Annotated in this window: 22 protein-coding genes and 1 riboswitch; of the genes, 13 read left to right on the top strand and 9 right to left on the bottom strand. The window is 56.2% G+C overall.

Features of this window, described 5'->3' with window-relative positions:
- Positions 1–49: 49 nt before the first annotated feature.
- Both ACN28R_RS19420 and ACN28R_RS19415 read right to left on the bottom strand, forming a co-directional pair.
- Positions 50–1,114 (bottom strand): LacI family DNA-binding transcriptional regulator, encoded by a 1,065-nt coding sequence (locus ACN28R_RS19420; protein ID WP_048639730.1) that lies wholly within the window; start codon positions 1,112–1,114, stop codon positions 50–52.
- A 184-nt stretch (positions 1,115–1,298) separates the two neighbouring features.
- On the bottom strand, positions 1,299–2,507 hold the full coding sequence (locus ACN28R_RS19415; protein WP_048636943.1) for an aldose 1-epimerase family protein: 1,209 nt from the start codon (positions 2,505–2,507) through the stop codon (positions 1,299–1,301).
- A 420-nt stretch (positions 2,508–2,927) separates the two neighbouring features.
- On the opposite strand from ACN28R_RS19415, the gene ACN28R_RS19410 reads away from it, so the two are divergent.
- Complete coding sequence (locus tag ACN28R_RS19410; protein WP_048636941.1) at positions 2,928–4,184, top strand: valine--pyruvate transaminase; 1,257 nt, start codon at positions 2,928–2,930, stop codon at positions 4,182–4,184.
- 26 nt (positions 4,185–4,210) lie between these two features.
- Here ACN28R_RS19410 and ACN28R_RS19405 read toward each other — a convergent pair whose 3' ends face one another.
- Entirely contained in the window at positions 4,211–5,149 is a 939-nt protein-coding gene (locus ACN28R_RS19405) for a LysR family transcriptional regulator ArgP (RefSeq protein WP_072065826.1), read from the bottom strand.
- 218 nt (positions 5,150–5,367) lie between these two features.
- On the opposite strand from ACN28R_RS19405, the gene argG reads away from it, so the two are divergent.
- From argG to ACN28R_RS19380, 5 genes are read left to right on the top strand one after another with little or no spacing between them, the layout of a single operon-like run.
- Positions 5,368–6,603 (top strand): argininosuccinate synthase, encoded by a 1,236-nt coding sequence (gene argG / locus ACN28R_RS19400; RefSeq protein WP_095835249.1) that lies wholly within the window; start codon positions 5,368–5,370, stop codon positions 6,601–6,603.
- Between the two features lie 9 nt (positions 6,604–6,612).
- Positions 6,613–7,209: a formyltransferase family protein gene (locus ACN28R_RS19395; protein WP_048636938.1), complete on the top strand. Its 597-nt coding sequence runs from the start codon at positions 6,613–6,615 to the stop codon at positions 7,207–7,209.
- Entirely contained in the window at positions 7,209–8,690 is a 1,482-nt protein-coding gene (argH, locus tag ACN28R_RS19390; RefSeq protein ID WP_095835248.1) for an argininosuccinate lyase, read from the top strand. Before ACN28R_RS19395 ends, argH begins: the two co-directional genes overlap by 1 nt.
- On the top strand, positions 8,665–9,396 hold the full coding sequence (locus tag ACN28R_RS19385) for a B3/B4 domain-containing protein (protein WP_183096822.1): 732 nt from the start codon (positions 8,665–8,667) through the stop codon (positions 9,394–9,396). The genes argH and ACN28R_RS19385 overlap by 26 nt, the downstream gene beginning before the upstream one ends.
- Entirely contained in the window at positions 9,397–10,047 is a 651-nt protein-coding gene (locus tag ACN28R_RS19380; protein WP_048636934.1) for a LysE/ArgO family amino acid transporter, read from the top strand.
- 115 nt (positions 10,048–10,162) lie between these two features.
- Here ACN28R_RS19380 and ACN28R_RS19375 read toward each other — a convergent pair whose 3' ends face one another.
- The 4 genes from ACN28R_RS19375 to ACN28R_RS19360 all read right to left on the bottom strand — a co-directional run bounded on the left by ACN28R_RS19375 (position 10,163) and on the right by ACN28R_RS19360 (position 16,313).
- On the bottom strand, positions 10,163–11,452 hold the full coding sequence (locus tag ACN28R_RS19375) for a Zn-dependent hydrolase (RefSeq protein WP_095835246.1): 1,290 nt from the start codon (positions 11,450–11,452) through the stop codon (positions 10,163–10,165).
- A gap of 57 nt (positions 11,453–11,509) precedes the next feature.
- The gene (gene hydA, locus ACN28R_RS19370) at positions 11,510–12,961 is read right to left on the bottom strand and encodes a dihydropyrimidinase (RefSeq protein WP_095835245.1); all 1,452 of its coding nucleotides are present in this window, start codon (positions 12,959–12,961) and stop codon (positions 11,510–11,512) included.
- A gap of 627 nt (positions 12,962–13,588) precedes the next feature.
- Positions 13,589–14,902: an NAD-dependent dihydropyrimidine dehydrogenase subunit PreA gene (preA, locus tag ACN28R_RS19365; RefSeq protein WP_095835244.1), complete on the bottom strand. Its 1,314-nt coding sequence runs from the start codon at positions 14,900–14,902 to the stop codon at positions 13,589–13,591.
- Entirely contained in the window at positions 14,895–16,313 is a 1,419-nt protein-coding gene (locus tag ACN28R_RS19360; RefSeq protein ID WP_048636930.1) for an NAD(P)-dependent oxidoreductase, read from the bottom strand. Before ACN28R_RS19360 ends, preA begins: the two co-directional genes overlap by 8 nt.
- Before the next feature lie 495 nt (positions 16,314–16,808).
- On the opposite strand from ACN28R_RS19360, the gene ACN28R_RS19355 reads away from it, so the two are divergent.
- Positions 16,809–17,093, top strand: coding sequence for a damage-inducible protein J (locus ACN28R_RS19355; protein ID WP_095835243.1), 285 nt, complete (start codon positions 16,809–16,811; stop codon positions 17,091–17,093).
- Positions 17,090–17,410: a type II toxin-antitoxin system RelE/ParE family toxin gene (locus tag ACN28R_RS19350; RefSeq protein ID WP_048636928.1), complete on the top strand. Its 321-nt coding sequence runs from the start codon at positions 17,090–17,092 to the stop codon at positions 17,408–17,410. Before ACN28R_RS19355 ends, ACN28R_RS19350 begins: the two co-directional genes overlap by 4 nt.
- A 189-nt stretch (positions 17,411–17,599) precedes the next feature.
- Here ACN28R_RS19350 and ACN28R_RS19345 read toward each other — a convergent pair whose 3' ends face one another.
- Positions 17,600–18,256: a TetR/AcrR family transcriptional regulator gene (locus tag ACN28R_RS19345; protein WP_095835242.1), complete on the bottom strand. Its 657-nt coding sequence runs from the start codon at positions 18,254–18,256 to the stop codon at positions 17,600–17,602.
- Positions 18,257–18,367: 111 nt separating this feature from the next.
- Positions 18,368–18,508, bottom strand: coding sequence for a hypothetical protein (locus ACN28R_RS19340; RefSeq protein ID WP_156186722.1), 141 nt, complete (start codon positions 18,506–18,508; stop codon positions 18,368–18,370).
- A gap of 179 nt (positions 18,509–18,687) precedes the next feature.
- A riboswitch (guanidine-I (ykkC/yxkD leader) is annotated at positions 18,688–18,788 on the top strand.
- A 61-nt stretch (positions 18,789–18,849) separates the two neighbouring features.
- Here ACN28R_RS19340 and ACN28R_RS19335 point away from each other — a divergent pair.
- Genes ACN28R_RS19335 through ACN28R_RS19315 form a run of 5 tightly spaced genes read left to right on the top strand, consistent with a single transcriptional unit; the run spans position 18,850 to position 22,917 of the window.
- Complete coding sequence (locus tag ACN28R_RS19335) at positions 18,850–19,908, top strand: putative urea ABC transporter substrate-binding protein (protein WP_095835241.1); 1,059 nt, start codon at positions 18,850–18,852, stop codon at positions 19,906–19,908.
- A 19-nt stretch (positions 19,909–19,927) separates the two neighbouring features.
- Positions 19,928–20,740, top strand: coding sequence for an ABC transporter permease (locus ACN28R_RS19330; protein WP_048636924.1), 813 nt, complete (start codon positions 19,928–19,930; stop codon positions 20,738–20,740).
- The gene (locus ACN28R_RS19325) at positions 20,737–21,531 is read left to right on the top strand and encodes an ABC transporter ATP-binding protein (RefSeq protein WP_095835240.1); all 795 of its coding nucleotides are present in this window, start codon (positions 20,737–20,739) and stop codon (positions 21,529–21,531) included. The genes ACN28R_RS19330 and ACN28R_RS19325 overlap by 4 nt, the downstream gene beginning before the upstream one ends.
- 10 nt (positions 21,532–21,541) lie before the next feature.
- On the top strand, positions 21,542–22,270 hold the full coding sequence (locus ACN28R_RS19320) for an urea amidolyase associated protein UAAP1 (RefSeq protein WP_048636922.1): 729 nt from the start codon (positions 21,542–21,544) through the stop codon (positions 22,268–22,270).
- An 11-nt stretch (positions 22,271–22,281) separates the two neighbouring features.
- Positions 22,282–22,917 carry an urea amidolyase associated protein UAAP2 gene (locus ACN28R_RS19315; RefSeq protein WP_095835239.1) on the top strand — a complete coding sequence of 212 codons (636 nt, stop codon included), beginning with the start codon at positions 22,282–22,284 and terminating at the stop codon, positions 22,915–22,917.
- The last annotated feature ends 172 nt before the right edge of the window (positions 22,918–23,089 follow it).

Below are 23,089 nucleotides of genomic sequence, written 5' to 3'. Positions count from 1 at the left end.
GTCGAATCAAGCGGCGGGAAGGGTCGCCGTGATTGCAACAGGGCGGCCTTTAATCCTGACGCTTTGCCATCACCGACTGGCGCTCGATCAGCGAACAGGCCAGCTCGACTCGCCGGGGGATTTGCACCGTTCCGGCGATCATATCCTGCAGCAGTTCCAGCGCGATCACGCCGATCTCCTGAACCGGCAAATGCACCGTTGTCAGCTCGGGCTGGGTGAACTCCGCCTGCGGCAGATCGTCCATGCCAATCACGGAAATATCGTCAGGAACCTTAATGCCCAGCTTATTCAACGCGCCGATGGCGCCAATCGCCAGGCTATCATTGGCGCATAAGATCGCGCTGAACGAGGTTTGATGCCGCTGCATGTAGTCCACCACCGCCTGCTCGGCCAGCTCCGGCAGCCAGTCGGACACCGTAATCACTTGCGTGGCGTCGCACGGCAACTGATGGTGCAGCATGGCGTCACGCCAGCCTTCCAAACGCTGCTCGATGGTTCTGCGCCCCGGGTGCGTCAGGAAGACAATATTGCGATGCCCCTGCTGCACCAGATAATCGGCGGCAAGCCGCATGGCCGAACGGTTACAAGGCAGTACGCTGGACAAACGCATCAGCGGATCGTCGCTATTCACCAGCACCGCCGGTTTATTCAGACTAACAACGGTATCCAGGATCTCCTGATCGTCCACCGTCAACGCCAGCAGACCGCCAATCGACGGATCCGCCATTAACGCCGCCAACTGAGAGGCGCCCGCTTCCGACAAAGGATGAGTAACAATCTCTATGTCGAGCATTTTGGCGCGCTCTTTCAGCCCCTGCAGCACATACCAGCTAAACTGATAGCGGTGATAATCCAGCATCGCCACCTGAGAAGCCGCCAGAACGATTTTGCTGCCGCTGATCTCCTGCGCCGGCGTGTAACGCACCGCACGCGCCATCTCCTGAATTTTACTTCTCAGCTCCGGGCTAACCCCCTTATCGCCGGACAGCGCGCGCGAAACGGTGCTAAGAGAAGTGCCGCATCTTGTCGCGATATCTTCAAGCCGCACGCGCCGATAGGTCGGATCGTTTTTGGAACGGTTATCGGTTGCAGCTGAAGCAGGTTTCTTTTTCATAATCATCGGATAAATAAAGATTAAGCACGGAACGACGTTCTTCGAATGCTAACCTGACTCCCTTGCTCAGAAAAGGGAATGTTCATTTATTGTCATATAATGCGAAGACAGGCATATGCAAATGAAAAAACCGCTTTGCCCGAAAACAGGCAAAGCGGCATTGGAACGCGGCGGCATCCGGCGATTATTCAACCGCGATGGGGGTTTCCGTCAGTGTGGTTTGGTTTTCTCCCTGGATCGCTTTCACCCGTTGTTCCGTTTTCTGTACCGCATCGGCGCTGCTCAGCAGGCTATAGGTCAGTTCAAACACCGTGCTCTGCCCGGGCTGCAACTGTTTTACCCGCCCTTGTTCGCGCTCGATGGTGACCGGATAGGCGTAGCTGGTGCCCGGTTCAATACCGGTAACGTATCCCTGTTTTTCCGTATCGGTATTTTTCCACAGCGTCAGCACCGGCAGTTGGTGAGTATCAAACTCTATCGATACCCCTTTATCGCCCGCGCGATTGAACAACGCCGCCAGGGTTTTCCCTTGCGCATCGGTATATGGCGTCAGGTTAAAGACCATTTCATCAAAGTCTTTGGTCGGCCCCTGATAGGTCTGCCATTCCTTTAGGCCCGCCTTGGCGTAATCATTGAACGGAGAGATCTCTTTCACCGGCGCGACAAAGCGCGCGCCCTGTTCCAGAATCGGCGTGCTGAAGTTGCTGTGATAGATGATCTGATAGTCACGCACATAGTCCGATTTATTGGTCAGCACGTCATGAACGGTGAACGATTCGCTGCCGGGGATGTAGCGCAGTTCCGTCCAGGTTTCCAGATTCGATTTTTTGAAGCTGTTCTCTTTCAACAGACCGCGCACGGTAATCTGATAGGGCGCGTTTTCGCTGACGTCGACCACCACTTTCGAGGCCGGCGTATTGCCGGCGCGACCGTGCAGAGTATAAATCATGCCGTTATCGACCACCGGGTGACCGGTCCATTCGTAGCCGCAGCGCACCATCATTTCATTGAAACCTTCCAGCCAGCCCACGCCGCCGCGGCTTTCCAGGTTGATGGTATTCGGGTTCACGACCTCATCGACCGGAGAATGCCAGCCCAAACGGATGTCTTTACCGGTGACATGCAGCAAATCCATGCCCCGACTCGGACTCAGTACGATTTTCAGGCCGTTTTGACTGGTGATAGTGATGATTTTACTGCCTTCCTGACGCCCGCCGTGCAGCACGCTTTGCTCAATGCTGAAGTGCTGATCCTTAATCTTCATCGCATCGCTGCTAATTTGCCAATTCCCTTTCTCCACGCTGCTTTCAGCATCCGTCAGCACAAACGTCTGAGCGGCTGATTGCCAGGAGATCAACGCTAATGAAACACCGATAGCCAGTAGTTTTTTCATTTCATTCTTCCTCTTTGCTGAATTGATTTAGCTAATACGCTGGCAAGACTACAAATCAGCAAGGCTTTAGAATGTGATACTAATCACCAGTCCGGGAAATAGACTTTTTCCACTAAATATTTGCCATGAAGATCACAATAACGTTAGAAATATTAATGTTTATTGCAAAATAATGGCTTACAGATCGGTTATTGCTGACATCGATTCAGCGCCATCGCCAATAATTTCAGCATCCGCTGACGGCATCATAACGCGGCAATCATGCCGAATAAGGTATACTGCCTCCTCAGCACGTTGTTCCGTAAAATTATATGTATGCAGGACAATACCTTGCTGGTTTGATTTCTCGCCACATTGCGTCATGGCAACGCAAGCGCTATGGTGGCCGTCTATTCATGTATGACCATTAATTAACAAACTATGAACTTCTCTCTTTTCGGCAACAAATTCACCCGTCATGCGGGCATCACGCAGCTAATGGATGACATGAACGAGGGGCTCCGCACACCGGGAGCAATCATGTTGGGGGGCGGCAATCCGGCGCACATTCCCGCGATGGATACCTATTTTCAACAACTCTGTCAGGAAATGCTGGAACAGGGAAAATTAACCGAAGCCTTATGCAATTACGATGGCCCTCTGGGGAAAAACGCGCTGCTTAACTCGCTCGCCGTCATGCTGCGCGATGAATTAGGCTGGCAGATCGGGCCACAGAATATTGCACTGACAAATGGCAGTCAGAGCGCGTTTTTCTACTTATTCAACCTGTTTGCCGGACGCCATGCCAATGGCAGCAAGCGTAAGGTGCTATTTCCTCTGGCGCCGGAGTACATCGGCTACGCGGACGCCGGGCTGGATGAAAACATGTTTGTATCCGTTCGCCCACAGATTGAGCTGCTGCCTGAAGGCCAATTCAAATATCATGTCGACTTTGATCATCTGTCGATCAGCGATGATATCGGGCTGATTTGCGCATCCCGGCCAACCAACCCGACCGGTAACGTACTGACCGACGAAGAGTTGATGCGGCTGGATATCCTGGCGCAACAGCACAATGTGCCATTGCTGATTGATAATGCGTACGGCGTTCCCTTCCCCGGTATTATCTTCAGTGAAGCCACGCCGTTGTGGAACCCGAACATTATTCTGTGCATGAGCCTGTCCAAGCTGGGCCTTCCCGGCTCGCGCTGCGGCATCGTCATTGCGGATGAAAAGGTCATCTCCGCGATCGGCAACATGAACGGCATCATCAGCCTGTCGCCGGGAGCGGTGGGGCCGGCGATTGCGCATGAGATGATCCGGCGCGGCGATTTGCTGCGGCTGTCCAATGAAGTCATTCGTCCGTTCTACCAGCAACGGGCCACCGAAACCATCGCGCTGATCCGCCGTTACCTGTCGGAGGAACAGTGCCTTATCCATAAGCCGGAGGGAGCGATTTTCCTGTGGCTATGGTTTAAGGATCTCCCCATCACCACCGAAGTGCTGTATCAACGGCTGAAAAAGCGCGGCGTGTTGATGGTGCCGGGCCACTACTTCTTCCCCGGCCTGGATCAGGAGTGGCCGCACGCGCATCAGTGCCTGCGCATGAACTACGTGCCGGATGCGGAAAGCCTTGAGCGCGGCGTCGCGGTGCTGGCAGAAGAGATCGAAAAAATCATGCGGGAGAGCGGACAGTAACGCCCGCCACGCCGATCGCGCGCAGGTCAAAAACCGGCGCCGGACATCGACGACGGGCGGTCAGCCGGTAACGGGGATCGCGCCAGAAATCGGCAGGCTTCCGCCGTCAGACAGCGCGTGAGCCAGTTAATGCTGGGGGATTGCGCCTGCCAATGGTGCCAATACAGTTCGATATCGCTGTAAAACCCCGGCGAGATATCCACCAGCGCCCCTGTCGCCAGATTGTCGGCATACTGCAATTCCGAAATCATGCCGTAGCCGATACCGCGCTGTACGGCGATATAAAACGCCTCGGTAGACGGCACACAGTGGTAACGGCACGCCTCCTGATTAACGGAAAACACCCGATTCAGAAAATCCGACTGCAGTTTGTCCTTATTACCGAAAATGAGCAGCGGCGCCTTCTGCAACGCGTCGCGGGTAACGCCGTTTGCAAACCAGCGTTGATGAAAATCGGGGCTGCACAGAAAACGATAACGGATCGAGCCGAGCGGCACCACGTTGCAGCCGCGCATCGGCTTGGCAATGGAAGAGATGGCCGCAACCACATTGCCCTCCGCCAGCGCTCTCAGCGTATAGTCCTGATCGTCTACCACGATATCCAGCAAAATATTTTTCTTGTGCACAACGGGCTGAACCGCCGGCAAAAACCAGGTATCCAGCGAATCCTGATTAATGGCGATACGCATTTTGACCTTGGTATTTTCTGTGCCAAAAAGTTCGGATTCAAATTCATCGTAAAGGAATTTCTGCCTGCGCAAATATTGAATCAGCTTCGCCCCTTCCGCCGTGGAGGCGCAAGGTTTGCCTCGGATCACCAACGGCGTGCCGATCGCGCTTTCCAACGCTTTAATACGCTGCGAAATCGCCGAGGTGGTCAGGTTGAGCCTCTTTGCCGCGAGTTCAAAGCCGCCGGTTTCAATCACCGCCATTAAGGCTTCCGTTTTACGAACGTCTATCTTCACAAGCGACCTTTAGCTTAAGCAAAATTAAACATACCGTAATGTTTCTTAACAGACTTGTTCGCGTAACACAAGTTGATTAATCTCTCCCGACTCTCGGCTTTTAGGATAACCAGTAAATAAATAACGCTTTGAATAATAAAAATTTTATAGATTGACAGTCGCGTCAAAAAAACGAGTTCAGTTAATGATTCAACATCATATGGAGATTAGGTGAAAGCATGAACATAAATGAACTTAGGGGTAAAACGGTGGCGTTTGCCGCTTCCGGCGGTCTGGATAGCTGTACGATCACGCACTGGCTCGCCAGCCAGGGGGTAAACGTCGTGTGCCTAACGGCGGATTTGGGACAACCGGACGAGGATGATTTCGGCCAAATCGGAGAAAGGATGCTGGCCTCCGGCGCTAAGGAGTTCATCGCCGTCGACCTCAGGCGGCAAATGGCGGAAATTGGTCTGGAAGTGATCCAAACCGGCGCGAAATACGAAGGAAATTACTGGAATCTCACCGGCGCCGGACGGCAGGTGATCATCAAGGGGCTGTTGCCGAAGCTCAAAGAACGCAACATTACCATCTTCAGTCACGGCGCCACAGGCCGCGGCAACGATCAGGTCCGATTCCAGGTCATCGCCTCCATGCTTGACCCAACCATGCAATTCTACGCCGCCTGGCGTGACGCCGCCTTCCTCCAGACCTTCAAAGGACGGCGGGAAATGATCGACTACTGTCAACGTCATGAAATCCCTATCAAAGCTACGGCGGACAAACCCTATTCCACCGACGCCAATCTGCTCGGTTTGACCCACGAGGGCGGCGCGTTGGAGAGTCTTGAGAGCCGTATGGCGTTCGTGGAGCCGGGATTAGGCAGTTGGCCGTTCGACGCCGTCTCGCAGCCGGAGGAACTGAGTCTGACCTTTCTGGAGGGCAGGCCGGTAAAATTGAACGGGCAAGCCCTGTCTCTGGTGAACATCTTCGAAATGCTCAATGCCATCGGCGGCATGCACGGCGTCGGCATCGCCGAGAATCTGGTGGAAAACCGCTTCGTCGGAGTGAAATCGCGCGGCGTGTATGAAGCTCCGGCGATGACGGTTCTCGCCTACGCCTATCAGCAACTGTTACAGCAGATTCTTGATAAGCGCGCGCTAACCTTTTACCGCAACACCGCCGACTATCTCGGCACGCAACTCTATCAGGGCTACTGGATCGATCTGGGCTCCCGCATGGCGCGCAGGGCAATGCGGGAAGTCACGGCGCTGGTCAGCGGCGAAGTCATCTTCACCCTCTATAAAGGCAATTTGTCTTACGTAGCTACCCGCGATGTCAAACATAGCCTGTACAGCAAAGACGGCTCGATGGAAGACGAAGGCAGCTTCGACCACCGGGATTCAGAGGGGTTACTGAATATTCTGACGTTGAATACCCGGATAAGCGCACTGGCCGGACAGATTAAGGAGTAGAAGATCAACATGGACAAAAAGAAAAGCTGCGACGTCCTTTTTATCGGTGATTGCTCTTTCTGGTCAGAGGCCGCCTGCGAATTTATTTCTTCGCTTTTCAGCCGAGTTACCCATGTATTTTGGGAAAGCGGTATGGAAGAAAAACCGGAGGTATCCGCCTGGCGGGGCGACTGGATTATCTCTTTTAAATCCGACCTGATACTGCCGGAACACGTCCTGAGTCATGCCGGTAAAGGCGCCATCAACTTCCACCCCTCCTCGCCCAAGTACCGCGGGCTCGGCGGGTATCATTATGCGATTGACAATCATGACGCCTGCTTTGGCGCAACCTGTCATTACATGGATAAATACATCGATCACGGGCAGATCATCCAAACCGCGGAGTTTCGTCTCTCCCCGACGGAAACCCCTGAGATGCTGCGCTACCGCACCGCCGTGCATTCCCTGACGTTACTCTATGATATTTGTATAAAAATCTATCATGACGAACCGCTTCCCCGCGCGTCGATAGGCTGGGGCGATCGGCTATTTACCGATAAAAAACTCAAGAGTTACCTCTCGCGGTCCCGCAGGACGACGGCGCACGTCAAAACAGGAGAAAAATAATGAGCGAGAAACTTTGGGGCGGCTGTTTTAGTAAAGATATTACTGGCGAAGTGCTGCAATACACCTATACCACGGTGATTGACGAACGGTTACTGCCTTTCGACATCCTCGGCAGCATGGCGCATGTTTCAATGCTTAAGGAATGCCGGATTGTCACTGCGGAAACCGCAGGAAAAATCCTGGGCGCGCTATTGAGTTTATATGAACAGCACCAACGCGGTGAGTTGAAATTAAATCCCGAATATGAAGACGTTCATTTAAATATTGAGCAGTTGGTTATACAAAAAATAGGGTTGGAATACGGCGGTCAGATGCACAGCGCCCGTTCGCGCAACGACCAGGTTGTTCTGGATACTCGTATGTATTTGCGTTCTGAACTGTTGCAGTTGCAGAAAACACTGTGCGCGTTTGTCTCCTCGCTGCTCGATTTATCGGAAAAAAACGCGGACCAATCCGCGCTGGGATATACCCATCTCCAACCGGCGCAGCCTATCAGCCTGGGGTTCTGGTATAGCTGCTATGCCAGCATGTTTTTACGCGATCTGGAGCGGTTAAACCAGGCGCTGAACGTCACGAACTTAAACCCGCTCGGCGCCTGCGCGTTATCCGGCACGTCATTTCCGATCGATCGCCATATGACGACGGCAATGCTCGGCTTCAACCGTCCTCTTCTGCATAGCCTCGATGCCACCAGCAGCCGTGATTTCGTTCTTCAATCAGCCTCGGCATTCGCCCTGCTGATGGGCAACTACTCCCGTCTGGCGGAAGAGATCGTCATCTGGAGCAGCCACGAATTCCGTTTACTTAGCGTGGACGATTCATTTGCGACCGGCAGTTCCATCATGCCGCAGAAAAAAAACCCGGTGGTCGCGGAGCTGGTGAAAGGCAAGGTTGGCCGCGTATACGGCACCTTGATGCAACTACTGACCATGGTTAAAGGGGTCACGCTCGGCTACAACTGCGATCTTCAAGAAGATAAACCCATGATGTGGGGCGCGATCGATGCGATTAAAGAAACCACCAGCATCCTTCACCACCACGTTGAAAACTGTGTTTATCACTCAGACAGAGCGGAAGAATTGTGCTGGCAAAACTTTTCGACCGTCACCGAATTGGCGAATTTTCTCGTCAGTCAAAAAGGCCTCCCTTTCCGCGAGGCCCATCGGATCACCGGTATGCTGACCAAAGCGCTGATAAACGCCCGCACCGATCTGCGCAATACGGAAACGGTCTGCCGTTTCTTTGAAACGCAAGGCATTCTGGTTGATGAACAAGAAATGCTTGAATACGTCTCCCCCTCGCATGTCATCAGGCGGCAGCGCAGTGACGGTTCAACCGGGCCAGGCAGCGTGCGCCAAATGGTCGACCAGTTTCGTACCGAGCTTATCGCCCATGAACAGGCGCTGGAGAAAACGGAGAAACGGATCAAACAAGCTGAACAGGACACGTTGGACCATGCTCGAAAATATGCCGACAGCTAAAAAAATCTTATCAGGCGGTCGACGTTGCGGCATCCACCTTCCCACTACCTTCGGCGCCATCGGCGTCGACGAGGTGGTGGCGGCCGAACTGTATAACATCGACAACGCGCAACCCCTTCTTCCCGATATCGCGCAGAGTTGCGAAGCCGAGGCGCGCAGGGTCTGCAACACCCCGGATAAGGTCATCCGGGATAACTCGATTCTGCAAAGCTACCGGGAGATGATTCACCAGCGGGGAAGGAGCAATAAAAAATTCCCCCCCAGCGCGGAAGCGTTGATCGCTATCGTCAAACGGAAAAGACAGTTTCACCATATCAATACGCTGGTCGACATCTATAACCTGGCCGCGCTGGAGCACTACCTGTCTTTCGGCGTACATGATATGGATATGATCAAAGGTGATATCTGGTTTCGCTTCTCCCCCGGGGGGGAAGCGTTTATCCCGATAGGCGGCGGAAACAAGGCGACGGCGAAAGAGGATTACGTCTATGCCGATGCCGAGAAGGTGCTGGCCTGGCTTGATTCAAGAGACAGCGATCTGGCGAAAGTGTCGCCCGCCACGAAAAATGTTCTCATCGTTGTTCAGGGAAACGCAGCGACGTCCGCCGCATACCGAATTCATGCGCTTAACGCGCTGTGTCGGCGTATTGTGAGAAACTGCGGCGGTGAGTTCACCGTCTATACCATATCGGCCAAGGATGGTTAAGTGATAGACCTATTGCATATTGCCAGAGCGTTTGTGCTCGGACTCAGTTTGATTGTTGCGATCGGCGCGCAAAATATCTACATCATTAAAACGGGGTTGCAAAATAAAAACGTGTTTCTTGCCGCGACTATCGCGGCAAGCTGTGACTGCGCGCTCATTATCCTGGGCACCTTCTCCATGTCGGCGTTGATGACGGTGGTGCCTGACCTGGTGATCATCGCGAAATGGATTGGCGTATTATTTTTGATTTACTACGGGTTGCTCTCTCTGATGAATGCTTTCTCCAAGCATCCCAAAGGTTGGGAAGCCGTTTTGTCCGATGTCAGCCAGTCGGAGAAAGCCCGCTATCTGAAACAGCGCAGCGTCGTGATCCCGGCGCTGGCGTTTTCGCTGCTAAATCCGCACGTTTATCTCGACACATTTTTTATTCTCGGCAACATCGGCTCTCGCCAGTCTGAGGAAACCAGACTCAGTTTTATTATCGGCGCCAGCGCCGCCTCGTATATCTGGTTTTACGCCACAGGATACGCGGCCTACCGCGTTTCACGCTTTTTCGCTAATCCGCTTATGGTTCGAGGGCTGGACTTCGTTGTGGCTATCGCCATGTTCGTGATTGCGTATGGGCTGAGCCGCCTCAACGCCATGCCTTAAACGCCCGACGCGTCAGGCGTCTGCGAATGCCGATCGTGTCAGGATCGGCATTCATCCCAAAGCAACCCGCTTTCCATACGATAATGCCGCAACGCGCCCGGCCCCGTGACGGAAATTACGCCCCCCGCCCCACGACGCCGGCGGTTTCCATCACCGCGTGCAGCAACACGTTCGCGCCGGCCGTCACCTGTTCGGGCGATGAATACTCGATTTCGTTATGGCTGATGCCGTCTTTACACGGGATAAAAATCATCCCGGTCGGCGCCAGATCCGCCACATAAACGGCGTCGTGACCGGCGCCGGAAACGATATCCATGTTCGAATAACCCAGCGAATTGGCCGCCCGGCGCACCGCATCCTTACAGTCCGCATGGAACGGCGCGGCGGGATAGTGAGAAACCTGCGTCAACTGAATATCCAACCCGGTTTGCGCGCCCAATTCGGCGAGGTAGGTTTTCAGCGCCGCATCCATCTCATCCACCAGCGCATCGGTAAGATTACGGAAATCGATAGAAAACTTCACGCTGCCCGGCACCACGTTGCGGCTGTTGGGATGCACCTGCACCATACCGACCGTACCGCGGCCGTGCGGCGCGAAGCGATCGGCAATCGCAATCACCTCCTGCATGATGCGGGTGGAAACCTGCAACGCATCCTTACGCAGCGCCATCGGCGTCGGCCCGGCGTGAGACTCCATGCCGGTAACGACGCAGTCATACCAGCGAATGCCCAGCACCGCCTGCACCACGCCGATTTCAATGTTCTTATCTTCCAGAATCGGCCCCTGCTCGATATGCGCTTCAAAATAGGCGCCGATCGGATGATCGCCCGGCGTTTTCGGCCCGGCATAGCCGATTTTCTCCAGTTCATCCTTCACATTTTTACCGTCCACATCCTGTGCGGCATAGGCGAGCTCTATCGGGAAGATACCGGCAAACACGCCGGAACCCATCATCACCGGTACAAAGCGCGATCCCTCTTCATTGGTCCAGAACACCATCTCCACCGGCGCTTCGGTTTCGATGTTATTGTCGTTTAGCGTGCGGATCACTTCCAATGCCGACAGTACGCCGAAGTTGCCGTCAAATTTTCCGCCGGTCGGCTGGGTATCGATATGGCTGCCCGCCACGATCGGCGGCAGGTCATTATTACGGCCGGGACGGCGCATAAACACGTTGCCGATTTTGTCGATCTCAACCGATAATCCGGCGGCCTTTCCCCAACTGACCACCAGATCGCGTCCCTGGCGATCCAGATCGGTCAGCGTGAGCCGGCATACGCCGCCTTTCGGCGTGGCGCCAATCACCGCCAGATCCATCAGTGACTGCCATAGGCGATCGCCATCAACACGCAGATCGGTAATATCAATTTTATTTTTCGTTGTAGATAACACTTCGCTATTCATAACAGAGTTCCTCATGGGTGGAGTGAAGTTACCTTCTCGCTCGCAACGATGTCCGGTTCAACGCTGTACCGCCGTTGGCGCCAGCAGATGTTCCCGCAGGGCATTAGCGCTAAAATCCGCGGTAAAGGCCGGGCGCTTAATGTAACGGCCGGCCCCTTCCCGCGCGCGCAGATCGCCGTCGGCCCACACCAGCGTTCCCTGACTGACCGTATATCGCGGAATACCGCGCACCGTGCGGCCTTCAAAAACGTTGAAATCATTTTTTGAGTGATGGGTTTTGGCCGACAGGGTTTTGCTGCCGTTGGGATCCCAGACCACCAGATCGGCGTCGGCCCCTACCGCAACCCGCCCTTTACGCGGGTAGATATTGAACAGACGGGCGGTATTGGCGGACGTAATCGCCACGAATTCGCTGGGCGTAAGACGTCCGCTATTGACGCCGGCATCCCAAATTACCGCCAGACGCTCTTCCACGCCGCCGCAGCCGTTGGGAATTTTGGTGAAGTTGCCGTCGCCGGCGGCTTTCTGACTGGCGCAGAAGGTACAGTGGTCGGTGGCGGTGGTGTGTAACTGGCCGGATTGCAACCCGCGCCACAGCGCCTCCTGATGTCCCTTGGGACGGAACGGCGGGCTCATGACGTGCGCGGCGGCCTTGGCGAAGTCCGGATCGCGGTACACGCTGTCGTCGACCACCAGGTGGCCGGCCAGCACTTCGCCATAAACCCGCTGGCCGCGCGCCCGGGCGCGGGCGATGGCTTCCGCCGACTCCTGGCAGGACACGTGCACCACATAAATCGGCACGCCCAATACGTTGGCGATGGAAATCGCCCGGCTGGCCGCTTCCCCTTCCACCTCCGGCGGGCGCGATAACGGATGCCCTTCCGGCCCGGTAATGCCGCGTTTCATGATCTCCTGCTGCAACAGAAAGACCATTTCGCCGTTTTCGGCGTGAACGGTCGGCATCGCGCCCAGTTCCAGGGCGCGGCGGAAGCTGTTCATCAGCGTTTCATCGTCGCACATGATGGCGTTCTTATAGGCCATAAAATGCTTGAAGCTGTTGACGCCCTCTTCGTTCACCAGCGTGCCCATATCCCGGTGTACGCTGTCATCCCACCAGGTAATGGCGACATGGAAACTGTAGTCGGATGCCGCTTTTTCCGCCCAGCCGCGCCAGTCGCGGTAGGCCTCCATCAGCGGCTGCTGCGGATTGGGAATGACAAAATCGATAATGGTGGTGGTGCCGCCCCCCAGCCCCGCCGCCGTGCCGCTGTAAAAATCGTCCACCGTGACCGTTCCCATAAAAGGGAAATTCATATGGGTATGCGGATCGATGCCGCCCGGCATCACATACATGCCGCCAGCGTCGATCTCTTCCGTTCCCGCCGGCGCGGCGCGGGCGGCGTCCTCGCCGACGGCCACGATAACGCCGTCTGAACAGAGTACGTCGGCGCGAAATTCCCGATCGGCATTGACGACCGTACCACCTTTGATTAACAGGTTATGACTCATCATGTTCCCCTCGTTATTGCCGGTTCTGGCTGCGAATAAAGTTAGGCGCTTTGCTGTTAATGACCCCGTTCCAATCACCCCCTCCCAGCCTCCCCCTTGCCAGGGGGAGGAGCCAACGGCTGTCTTACCCCCTATCCCTTGCCGGGGGAGGAGCCAACGGCTGTCTTGCCCCCTTTCCCCTTGTCAGAGGGAGGGACGTACCGGTTTTGCTCCCCCGCCCGTGTGAGAGGCTAAACCGCTGTAAACTCCCTCCCCTGCGACTGTCTCTTAGTCACATTTTTATGCGGACTTGGAGATAGTTTCGTGCGCCACAATGCCGCTATTTTCATGCTGCCTCGCAGCACGCGCCCGACATAGGGGGCTCAGACGCCAGCCCCCTATGAACCCCGGCTTGCGGCTAAATTATGTCGCTGCGCGATGCCTTCGTCGGTATCAGGCTTAACGGACCGCTTGCGACACGTTCCATACGTGGCGCAAGCTTTCGCCGCGTCCGTGCGGCTCATCCTAAGCCTGCTATCTCCTCAGCATAATTTCTTACGCCGGGTAACGGCCCCCCCCCCCTCATAGCCCCTACATTTGTGTATAAGAGACAGCCCCTGCGAAGGGGAGGCCGGGGTGGGGTCGGCCTCAGACCGTACCTGCCGTGGTCGCCATCGGGTTATTCGGGTGCGTCGTCCAGTTGGCGTACTCGCCGCTCACCCTCTTCCCGGTGCGCAAATCCACCTCGCCCGGTTGCAGGCTGCGCATGGAGATGCACTCGTCCACCGGGCAAATGGATACGCACAGGTTGCAGCCCACGCACTCCTCTTCCTTCACTTCATAATGGCGTTCGCCGTCTTTCATGCTGGTGATCGCCTGGTGCGAGGTATCCTCACAGGCCAGATGACAGCGCCCGCACTTGATGCACTTATCCTGATCGATGACCGCCTTATCGATGTGATTGAGGTTCAGATAGCGCCAATCGCTGACGGAACCGACAGCGCGGCCGCGGAAATCCTCCAGCGTGCGGTAGCCACGCTCATCCATAAAGTTGGACAGGCCGCTTATCATGTCGCCCACAATCTGAAAACCGTGCACCATCACGGCGGTACACACCTGCACCGTGCCGCAGCCCAGCGAGATAAACTCGGCGGCGTCGCGCCAGGTGGACACGCCGCCGATGCCGGAAATGGGCAGTCCGCGCGTTTGCTCATCGCGGGCGATTTCCGCCACCATGTTCAGGGCGATCGGTTTCACCGCCGGGCCGCAGTAACCGCCGTGCGATCCTTTGCCGCCGGTATTGGGCGTCATGACCATCTGCTCCAGATCCACGCCGATTATCGAGTTGATGGTGTTAATCAACGATACGGCGTCGGCGCCGCCTTGCCGCGCCGCACGCGCAGGGTAGCGAATGTCGGTGATATTCGGCGTCAGTTTGACGATCACCGGCAGGCTGCAATACTGCTTACACCAGCGGGTGACCATTTCGATGTACTCCGGCACCTGCCCCACCGCGGCCCCCATGCCGCGTTCGCTCATGCCGTGCGGACAACCGAAGTTCAGCTCAATGCCGTCTGCGCCGGTCTGTTCCACCAGCGGCAGAATGCTTTTCCAGGCCTCCTCTTCGCAGGGCACCATAATGGAGACAATCATCGCCCGGTCCGGCCAGTTGCGCTTCACGCGGGCAATCTCTTCCAGATTGGTTTCCAGCGATCGGTCGGTAATCAATTCGATATTGTTCAAGCCGATGATGCGGCGGTCAGTGGTGCGCAGCGTGCCGTAACGCGGCCCGTTGACGTTGACCACATGCGGATCCTGGCCCAGCGTTTTCCACACCACGCCGCCCCAGCCCGCCTCGAATGCCCGAACGACGTTGTATTCCTTGTCGGTAGGCGGGGCGGAAGCCAGCCAGAAAGGGTTCGGGCTTTTGATACCTAAAAAGTTACTGCTGATATCAGCCATGTGAGTACTCCCGATCGGTGGTTGAAGGGTTATGGTTTACCGGATGGCTGGCAAAAGGTCGCAGCACCGCGTCTATCGACGCCGCCGCCGCTTTGCCTTGCCGTACCGCGTCTACCGTTAAGTCCAGGCCATCGGCGCAGCAATCGCCCCCGGCCCACACGCCGGGCAGCGACGTGCGACCTTCCTCATCGGTGGCGATCCGGCCGCCTTTCAGGGTAATAACGCTCTCCGTCGGGCCGGCGTCATAGGTCTGACCGATGGCCTTGAGCACCATGTCGGCCGGTAAGGTAAAGTTTTCCCCGCTGGCGACCAGCGCCCCCGCCAGCCATTGCATCACCATAAACGACACGCCGGTGACGCAATTATTCTCACCGTGGATAGTCAAGGGAGCCGCCCAGTGGCGAATGGTTACGCCATTGGCTTTCGCCCATTCCTGTTCGTGCGGCGAGGCTTTCATATCCGCTTCGCCACGGCGATACACCATGGTGACTTCACGCGCGCCCAGCTTTTTAGCCTGAACCGCGGCGTCAACGGCCGTCATGCCGCCGCCAATCACCACCACGTTGCGGCCGATCGCCACCTCGCCGGGATGGGACGCCTGACGTAATTCGGCAATAAAATCAACCGCCTCACGCACGCCTTCCAGCGGTTCCCCTTCAATACCCAGCGCATTGACGCCGCCTAGCCCCATCGCGAGGAAAACCGCATCATAATCAGCGCGCAGCCTATCCAGACTGATGTCCCGCCCCAGACGCTGGTTAAGGCGTAGCTCGATGCCGCCAATCGACAACAGCCAGGCGATTTCACGCTGGGCAAAATCGTCGGTTGTTTTGTAGCTCGCCAGACCGTATTCATTCAAACCGCCCGGTTTCTCTCTGGCGTCGAACACCACCACCTGGTGCCCGCATCGCGCCAGACGGTGAGCCGCCGTTAACCCCGCCGGACCGGCGCCCACCACCGCCACTTTTTTGCCGGTCGACGTCGCGCGGGTAAACAGCGGCTGACCGGGATTGGAAAGATAGGCATCGGTGGCATAGCGCTGCAGCAGACCAATCCGTACCGGTTTGCCGTCCTGCTGATTGCGCACGCAGGACTGTTCGCACAAGGTTTCGGTCGGACAAACCCTGGCGCACATACCGCCCAATACATTTTCACTCAGAATGGCTTGCGCCGCGCCGCGCACGTTTTCCTGGGCGATACGATGGATAAAGCTCGGCACATTAATATCCGCCGGGCACGAACGGGTACAGGGCGCGTCATAGCAGTAGTAGCAACGCTCCGCCTCGATCACCGCCTGAATATTGGTCAGCGGCGCCACGCTGTCGCTGAAGTTGTCCGCGTATTCCGCCGCGCTCAGCCGCCCGGACTGAATACCCGGCGTATCAACGCCGGGCGGTAATGATGTTTTCATTCGGCACACTCCTCTGGCTGGTTAACTTCCGGGTCACGAAAACCGCTCAACCGCCCGCCTGTATCGCCTTGCTTTCGATGGCTCATAATGGTTCTCCCGCTAACGTCGAATGAAGGAAAAGTCCGGTGGCGCCACACCTTTCAAACAATCTTGACCAAATGGTTAAGTTTTCCGAACTAACCATGCGATTTATGTGCCATTTTCATAAAAATAATTAATTCAAATAAAAACAATTAATTACCAACACGCCTCTTGAGCCATAAGAACAAACTTTGACCAATTGAGGTGCAAATCAGGCTATTCGTTTCACGCGTTGCGCTATTTTTGTGCTGATGGAGGAGTTGTCTTCGCCAAAAAGAATGTAAACGCCGGCTTGTACTGAGCTGGCCGATCACGTGGATGTGGGCCGCGGAGGCTATCTGTGAGGCGAAGAAGAGGAAAAAACAGGAAAAGTAACGTAATATGACAACACAAGTGACACCACAGGAGGCGGCAATGGGAACTATCCACTTTAGAATTGATGAAGAAATCAAACGGTTGGCAATGCTGGCCGCCGAGCGTCATCAGGTCAGTCTGACGAAGCTGATGCGGCAGCGGGCGGAGGAACTGGCCGAAGAAGAGCGGCAGCATCAGCGTAACGCCGGTGATGAATGGCTTGAAGCACAAGTGCGGGAAGCATTCGATCGTTATGATGCGGGTGAAAGCGAGTTCATCAGCAATGAGGATGCCAGTCAGCGGATGAATGAACTGAAAGCGCGGGCGGCGCGAGGTGAGTTGTGACGGCCGGAATACGCTGGGAAAAGCAGGCGCTGGCAGACCGTGAAGGTATTTATCGTTACCTGTATAAAGAAGCCGGACTGGATGTAGCGAATGGGGCGGATGACAAGTTCGAGTCGGCGGTATCCCTGCTGAAAGCCACGCCGGAAGCGGGAATAGATATAGGTAAGTCCGGGGAGAGAAGAAAACTGGTGCTGACAAAGTTCCCGTTCATCATTATCTATGCGCTGAAACGAAAAATGAACGAAGTGCATATCCTGCGGATCTTACATACATCGCGCAAAGTATCAGCGAAATATCAGACGCGACAAAAAAGATAGCCCGCGCTCTGCCGCCGGTAGCGGTTTTGATAAATAGGCCAACCCGGTAGCCGTTCATATACACATCCAGTGCCGCCATTACCACTCTGCCTTCCATATCTGGTTTGCGGCCGCGGGATCTTTACCCATTGCATCAGCATTTCTTGGCTGGATATCCAATTCTAAATTCAGCGCTGAGCTATTTGGTGTTTACCGGTCGACGCCATCCGTATCCAAACCGCACATTCTAAACACGCTGGTCAGGACATGCTTGACGGCCCGCTGCCGCCGATCCGGCGCGCCGGCTTCTTCGCCAAGCACGGCGGCAATCTGGATATCAAAATCGGCGTAGGTTTGCGTAATGGCCCAGATGGAGAAAAAGAAGTGTTTACTGTCCAACGGCAGCAGCAATCCCTGTTCTATCCAGCCGTCAACCACGGCGGCCTTGCTGGCGACCAGATCATGGAGCTGGGTTTTCAGGATATCATGCACCATCGGCGCGCCTTGCAGCAGTTCATTGGCAAACAGCTTAGAGGCGTATGGACGTTCGAAGGTTAATACCATTTTTTGCCGCACATACTGTTCGATAACGGTTCGCGGGTCGGCCTGTGGTTGAAAATGCTCCAGCGGCGACAGCCAGTCGTGCAAAATGTCGTCCAGAACGCATAAATACAGGTTCTTTTTGTTGCCGAAATAGTAGTGCAGGTTGGGTTTCGGCAGATTCGCCTCTTCGGCGATCAGCGCCATGGTGGCGCCTTTAAAGCCAAAACGGGCAAACACATGCTCCGCAGCCAGCAGGATCACCGCCTCGTTATCAAGCCGGATACGGCCCTTTGACGATTCGTCAGTCAACATGTGCTTCAACATCAATTTCTTGTCCTACTATCCGTATCAAAATCGACCGGTTAACGATCGGGAGGGTTGAATCCACGCAAGATAAGGCGTTCACGCGAACGAACGCCATCATCAGAAATCCGATTAGTAATAACATAACCGCTCACCCACATCACCAAAGAATACCGATGTTTGCCGCAGCGAAACAACCTGACCCGGCGTCAGCGCGCCATAAACACGCCCGGCAAACCCAGGCATCGATCGCGCCCGCTGCCGATAGGACATTGGGCGCAACCACTGCGTGATTTTTGGGCATGGAACGCGTTATCCGCACCATTTTAGTTCGCGGCCTCCGGCCTGATATCGCAATATGCCTATTTTTATTGATTTTATTTATTGGCACATATATTGCTTGATATTATCTACAGGGCAGCACAGTACTAATTCGTCTAGTCTGGGCGCACTCAATAGCTGGCTAGGGTTCCGGTTCACTTTTGGTGAATGACTGGTCCGAGAGCTGGCGACCTCCAGCGAGGTTACACGGCGGGATAAAAGCCCGGGAGACAGCAAACCCCTATCGGTATTTTGCTGCTCCTGCACCCGTAAACCCGACTGGAGAGAGATTGATGAAAAAGCCCCGTTCACCCGGCCTTCTTGCCGCCTGCCTTCTGACTGTTCTGAGCTTTTCCACCCACGCTGAGGTCAAAAAGAGTTTTAACGTCTGCTGGACGATATATGCCGGCTGGATGCCCTGGGGGTATGCCAGTACCGAAGGCATTATCGATAAATGGGCCAAAAAATACGATATTGACATAAAAGTCACCCAGCTTAACGACTATGTTGAGTCAATCAATCAGTACACCGCCGGGCAGTTCGACGGCTGTTCAATGACCAACATGGATGCGCTCACCATGCCCGCCGCAGGCGGGGTCGACACCACTGCGTTGATTGCCGGCAGCTTTTCCGATGGCAATGACGGCATCGTTGTGAAGGGCAAAGACAAGACGCTGTCCGACCTGAAAGGGCTGAATATCAACCTGCCCGAACTCTCCGTTTCTCACTATTTGCTGGTGCGCGGACTGGAAAAAGCCGGTCTGGCGGAAAGAGACGTCAAAGTGGTGAATACTTCCGACGCCGATATCGTCGCCGCCTTTAATACCCGCAGCGTTCAGGCGGCCGGCGCCTGGAATCCCCAGCTTTCCGAAATCAAAGCGACGCCCGACACCAACGAAGTCTTCAGCTCCAGCCAGATTCCGGGGGAAATCATCGACCTGATGGTCGTCAATACGCAGACGCTCAAAGATAACCCGGCGCTGGGCAAAGCGCTGACCGGCGCCTGGTTTGAAATCATGTCGACGATGCAGGCGGGCGATAACGCCGCGCTCGAATCAATGGCGCGCGCGTCAGGCACCGACCTGGCCGGCTATCAAGCCCAGTTGAAAACCACCCATCTGTTTTACACTCCGGCCGACGCCGTGCAGTTCGCCGCCAGCGCCGAGCTGCCGACAACCATGCAGCGGGTGGCGCAGTTCTCTTTCGATAAAGGGCTGCTGGGTGAAGGCGCGCGCAGCGCCGACGCCGTCGGCATCGCCTTCCCCGGCGACGTGGTTATCGGCGACAAAAATAATGTGAAGCTGCGTTTTGACGCGTCCTTTGTACAAATGGCCGTCGACGGGCAGCTTTAATCACCGCGGGGAATGTGCCATGCGTTTGATCAATCGTCATCCGGGACGCGGCGGACAGCTGCTGCTTATGTTGCTGCCGTTCCTACTGCTGATCGCCATCTACTTCTTCAGTTCCGCCGCCCGGCTGGCGGACAACCCCAGCGACAAGCTGTTGCCCAGCGCCGGGCAGATGATCGAGGCGATAGAGCGCGTCGCGTTCACCGCCGACAGACGCAGCGGCGAGTATATTCTTTGGGCCGACACCGCAGCCAGCCTGACCCGGTTGGCGATCGGGCTGGGGATCTCCTCTCTGGCGGGATTATGCCTTGGCATCGCCGCCGGGGCGTTCCCGTTGTTCAGAGCCTCGCTATCGCCGCTGATGGCGGTGCTGTCGATGATCCCGCCGCTGGCGATACTGCCGATTCTGTTCATTGTGTTTGGCCTGGATGAACTGGCGAAAGTGATGCTGATCGTCATCGGCATTACCCCGGTGCTGGCCCGCGATCTTGAACAGCGCGCCCGCGAACTCCCGCCGGAGATCCTAATCAAAGCGCAAACGCTGGGGGCCAATAGCTGGACGCTGGTATTGCGGGTCATCCTGCCCCAGCTGTTGTCGCGCCTGCTGGTTTCCCTGCGTCTGATGCTGGGGGCCGCCTGGCTGTTTCTGATCTCCGCGGAAGCCATCTCGGCGACGGCGGGCCTGGGCTACCGCATATTCCTGGTGCGCCGTTACATGGCTATGGACGTGATTCTGCCTTACGTGGTGTGGATCACGCTGCTGGCCTGGATGATGGATTATGCGCTGCGCCGTCTCAATCGCGGCCTTTTCCCGTGGTCCGAGGGGGCGGCATGAGCTTTATCGAGATAAAAAATCTCTGGCAGGAGTACGGCGATCACGTGGTGCTGGAGCGCCTCAACTTATCTATTGAGGAAGGGGAGTTCTGCACCATGGTCGGGGCGTCCGGATGCGGTAAATCCACTTTTCTGCGCCTGCTGCTGGGGCAGGAAAAGCCGAGCCGGGGCAAGCTGCTGCTGGAGGGCAAACCGCTGGCGAACGAACCGGACGCCAGCCGGGGCGTGGTGTTTCAGCGCTACTCCGTCTTTCCGCACCTGAGCGTATTGGACAATGTCGTCATCGGCCCCGAACTGCTGCAAGCCCGCTTTACCGGGCGCTTCTTCGGGCGGCGCAAACGCCAGGCCAGAGAAGAGGCGACGCGCCTGTTGCAACGAGTGGGGCTGGGACAGGCGCTGGATAAATACCCCGGACAGCTGTCCGGCGGCATGCAGCAGCGGCTGGCCATCGCCCAGGCTTTTATCATGTGCCCGCGGATTTTACTGTTGGACGAACCTTTCGGCGCGCTCGATCCCGGCATCCGCAAAGATATGCACAAGCTCCTGCTGGAACTGTGGCAGGAAACCCGCCTGACGGCGTTCATGGTTACGCACGACCTGTCGGAAGGTTTCAATCTGGGCACCCGCCTGCTGGTATTCGACAAGGTTCGCGCCGATCCCCAGGTGCCGAACGCCTATGGCGCGCGCGTTACCTATGACATTCCCCTCAACGCCGATCGCCTTGCCGCACGCCGCGCAATTTCAATGCTGCCGCCGCACCTTGCCGATGCCCCGGCGGCTTCCCATTCATAAGGACTCCATCATGGATAACTCATTGATTTTACAATCCTCTTTATACGAAGAAATCGTCCCTGGCGGCGGACATACCTCATTTGTCCTGCGCCGGGGGCAGCAGTTGCGTATTACGGATATCGAGGGTGACGCCAATGTCAGCCTGCTGCTGCTCAATGCCCTCCAGCCCAGCGAACGCCTGAATCTGCCCGACACCCTTAAAGGCCAGCATACGGCCAAACTCACCGCGGGCCACTGTCTATATTCGGATATGGGCCGGGTGCTGGCCGCCATCACCGCCGACACCTGCGGCTGGCACGATAGCTTTGGCGGCGTGCTCGATGCCTGCGAAGTCCGGGAGAAATACGGTCAGGGACGCTATCAGGAACAGCGTAACGCCTTTCACCGCAACGGGGTGGATAACTTATTGGTGGAAATGGGTAAGTGGAACCTGAACCTGCAAGACCTGCTGATGGTGGTCAACCTGTTCAGTAAGGTGACGGTGGATGCGGCGGGCGCATTCCATTTTCATCCCGGCAACGCGCAAGCGGGCGACTACGTTGAGCTGTACGCGCCGATGGATACGCTGGTGGTGCTCACCGCGCTACAGCATCCCATGGACCCCGAGCCGCGCTATGACCCCAAACCCGTAAAGCTGAACTGGAGCCAGCCGAACAGCGACGGCATTACCGAAGGTTGCCGCCGCTCGCGGGCGGAAAATGCCCGCGCATTTCATAACACTGAACGCCTGTATATCTAAGAGGTGCCGACATGAGCTTAACCACCAGTAACCTTCAGCCTGAAGATGCCCTTTTCCGTCATGTCATTCCGGCGGGCGAGCCCTATCTGTTCGACGTCAAGCAAGGGCAGATACTGCGGCTGCTCGATCTGGAAGGCAACCAGGCGGTCGACACGCTGTTTTACCGCGCGGCGAATCCGCGTGAACGTTACGATCCGCAGCGAACGATCCGCCGCCAGAACAACGCCTATCTGACCACCGGCAGCGTGCTCTATTCCAATCTGGGCAATCCGCTGCTGACTATCGTCGCCGATACCTGCGGCCGCCACGACACGCTGGGCGGCGCCTGCGCCCAGGAGAGCAACACCGTGCGTTATGCGCTGGATAAACGTTATATGCACAGCTGCCGCGATAACTTCCTGTGCGCCTGTCTGCACGACGGTCGTCTGGATAAAAGAGATATTGGCGCCAACATCAACTTTTTCATGAACGTCCCGGTCACCCCGGACGGCGGGCTAACGTTTGAAGACGGTATCTCCGCCCCCGGCAAGTACGTCGAACTGCGGGCGGAAACCGACGTGATTGTGCTGATCTCCAACTGTCCGCAGCTTAACAACCCCTGTAACGGCTGGAACCCTACCCCCGCAGAGGTACTGATATGGCAGTGACGGCCCAAAATCAACGCGCTTACAGCACAGCCGGCATGGCATTCGCCCCGGCGCCGGCGGGTAAACGCGGCGAACGTCGGCGAAGCCGGTAACCGAGCAGGCTAGCGGCTCCGTCATGGACGGCCATGACGCAGAACAATAAGCGGCGGGACGACCTGCCCTTTGCGAGAAC

This window comes from Brenneria goodwinii, assembly GCF_002291445.1.
Lineage (GTDB): Bacteria > Pseudomonadota > Gammaproteobacteria > Enterobacterales > Enterobacteriaceae > Brenneria > Brenneria goodwinii.
The sequence above is the reverse complement of the archived record's forward strand: the minus strand, read 5'-3'. Positions and strand labels throughout refer to the sequence as shown.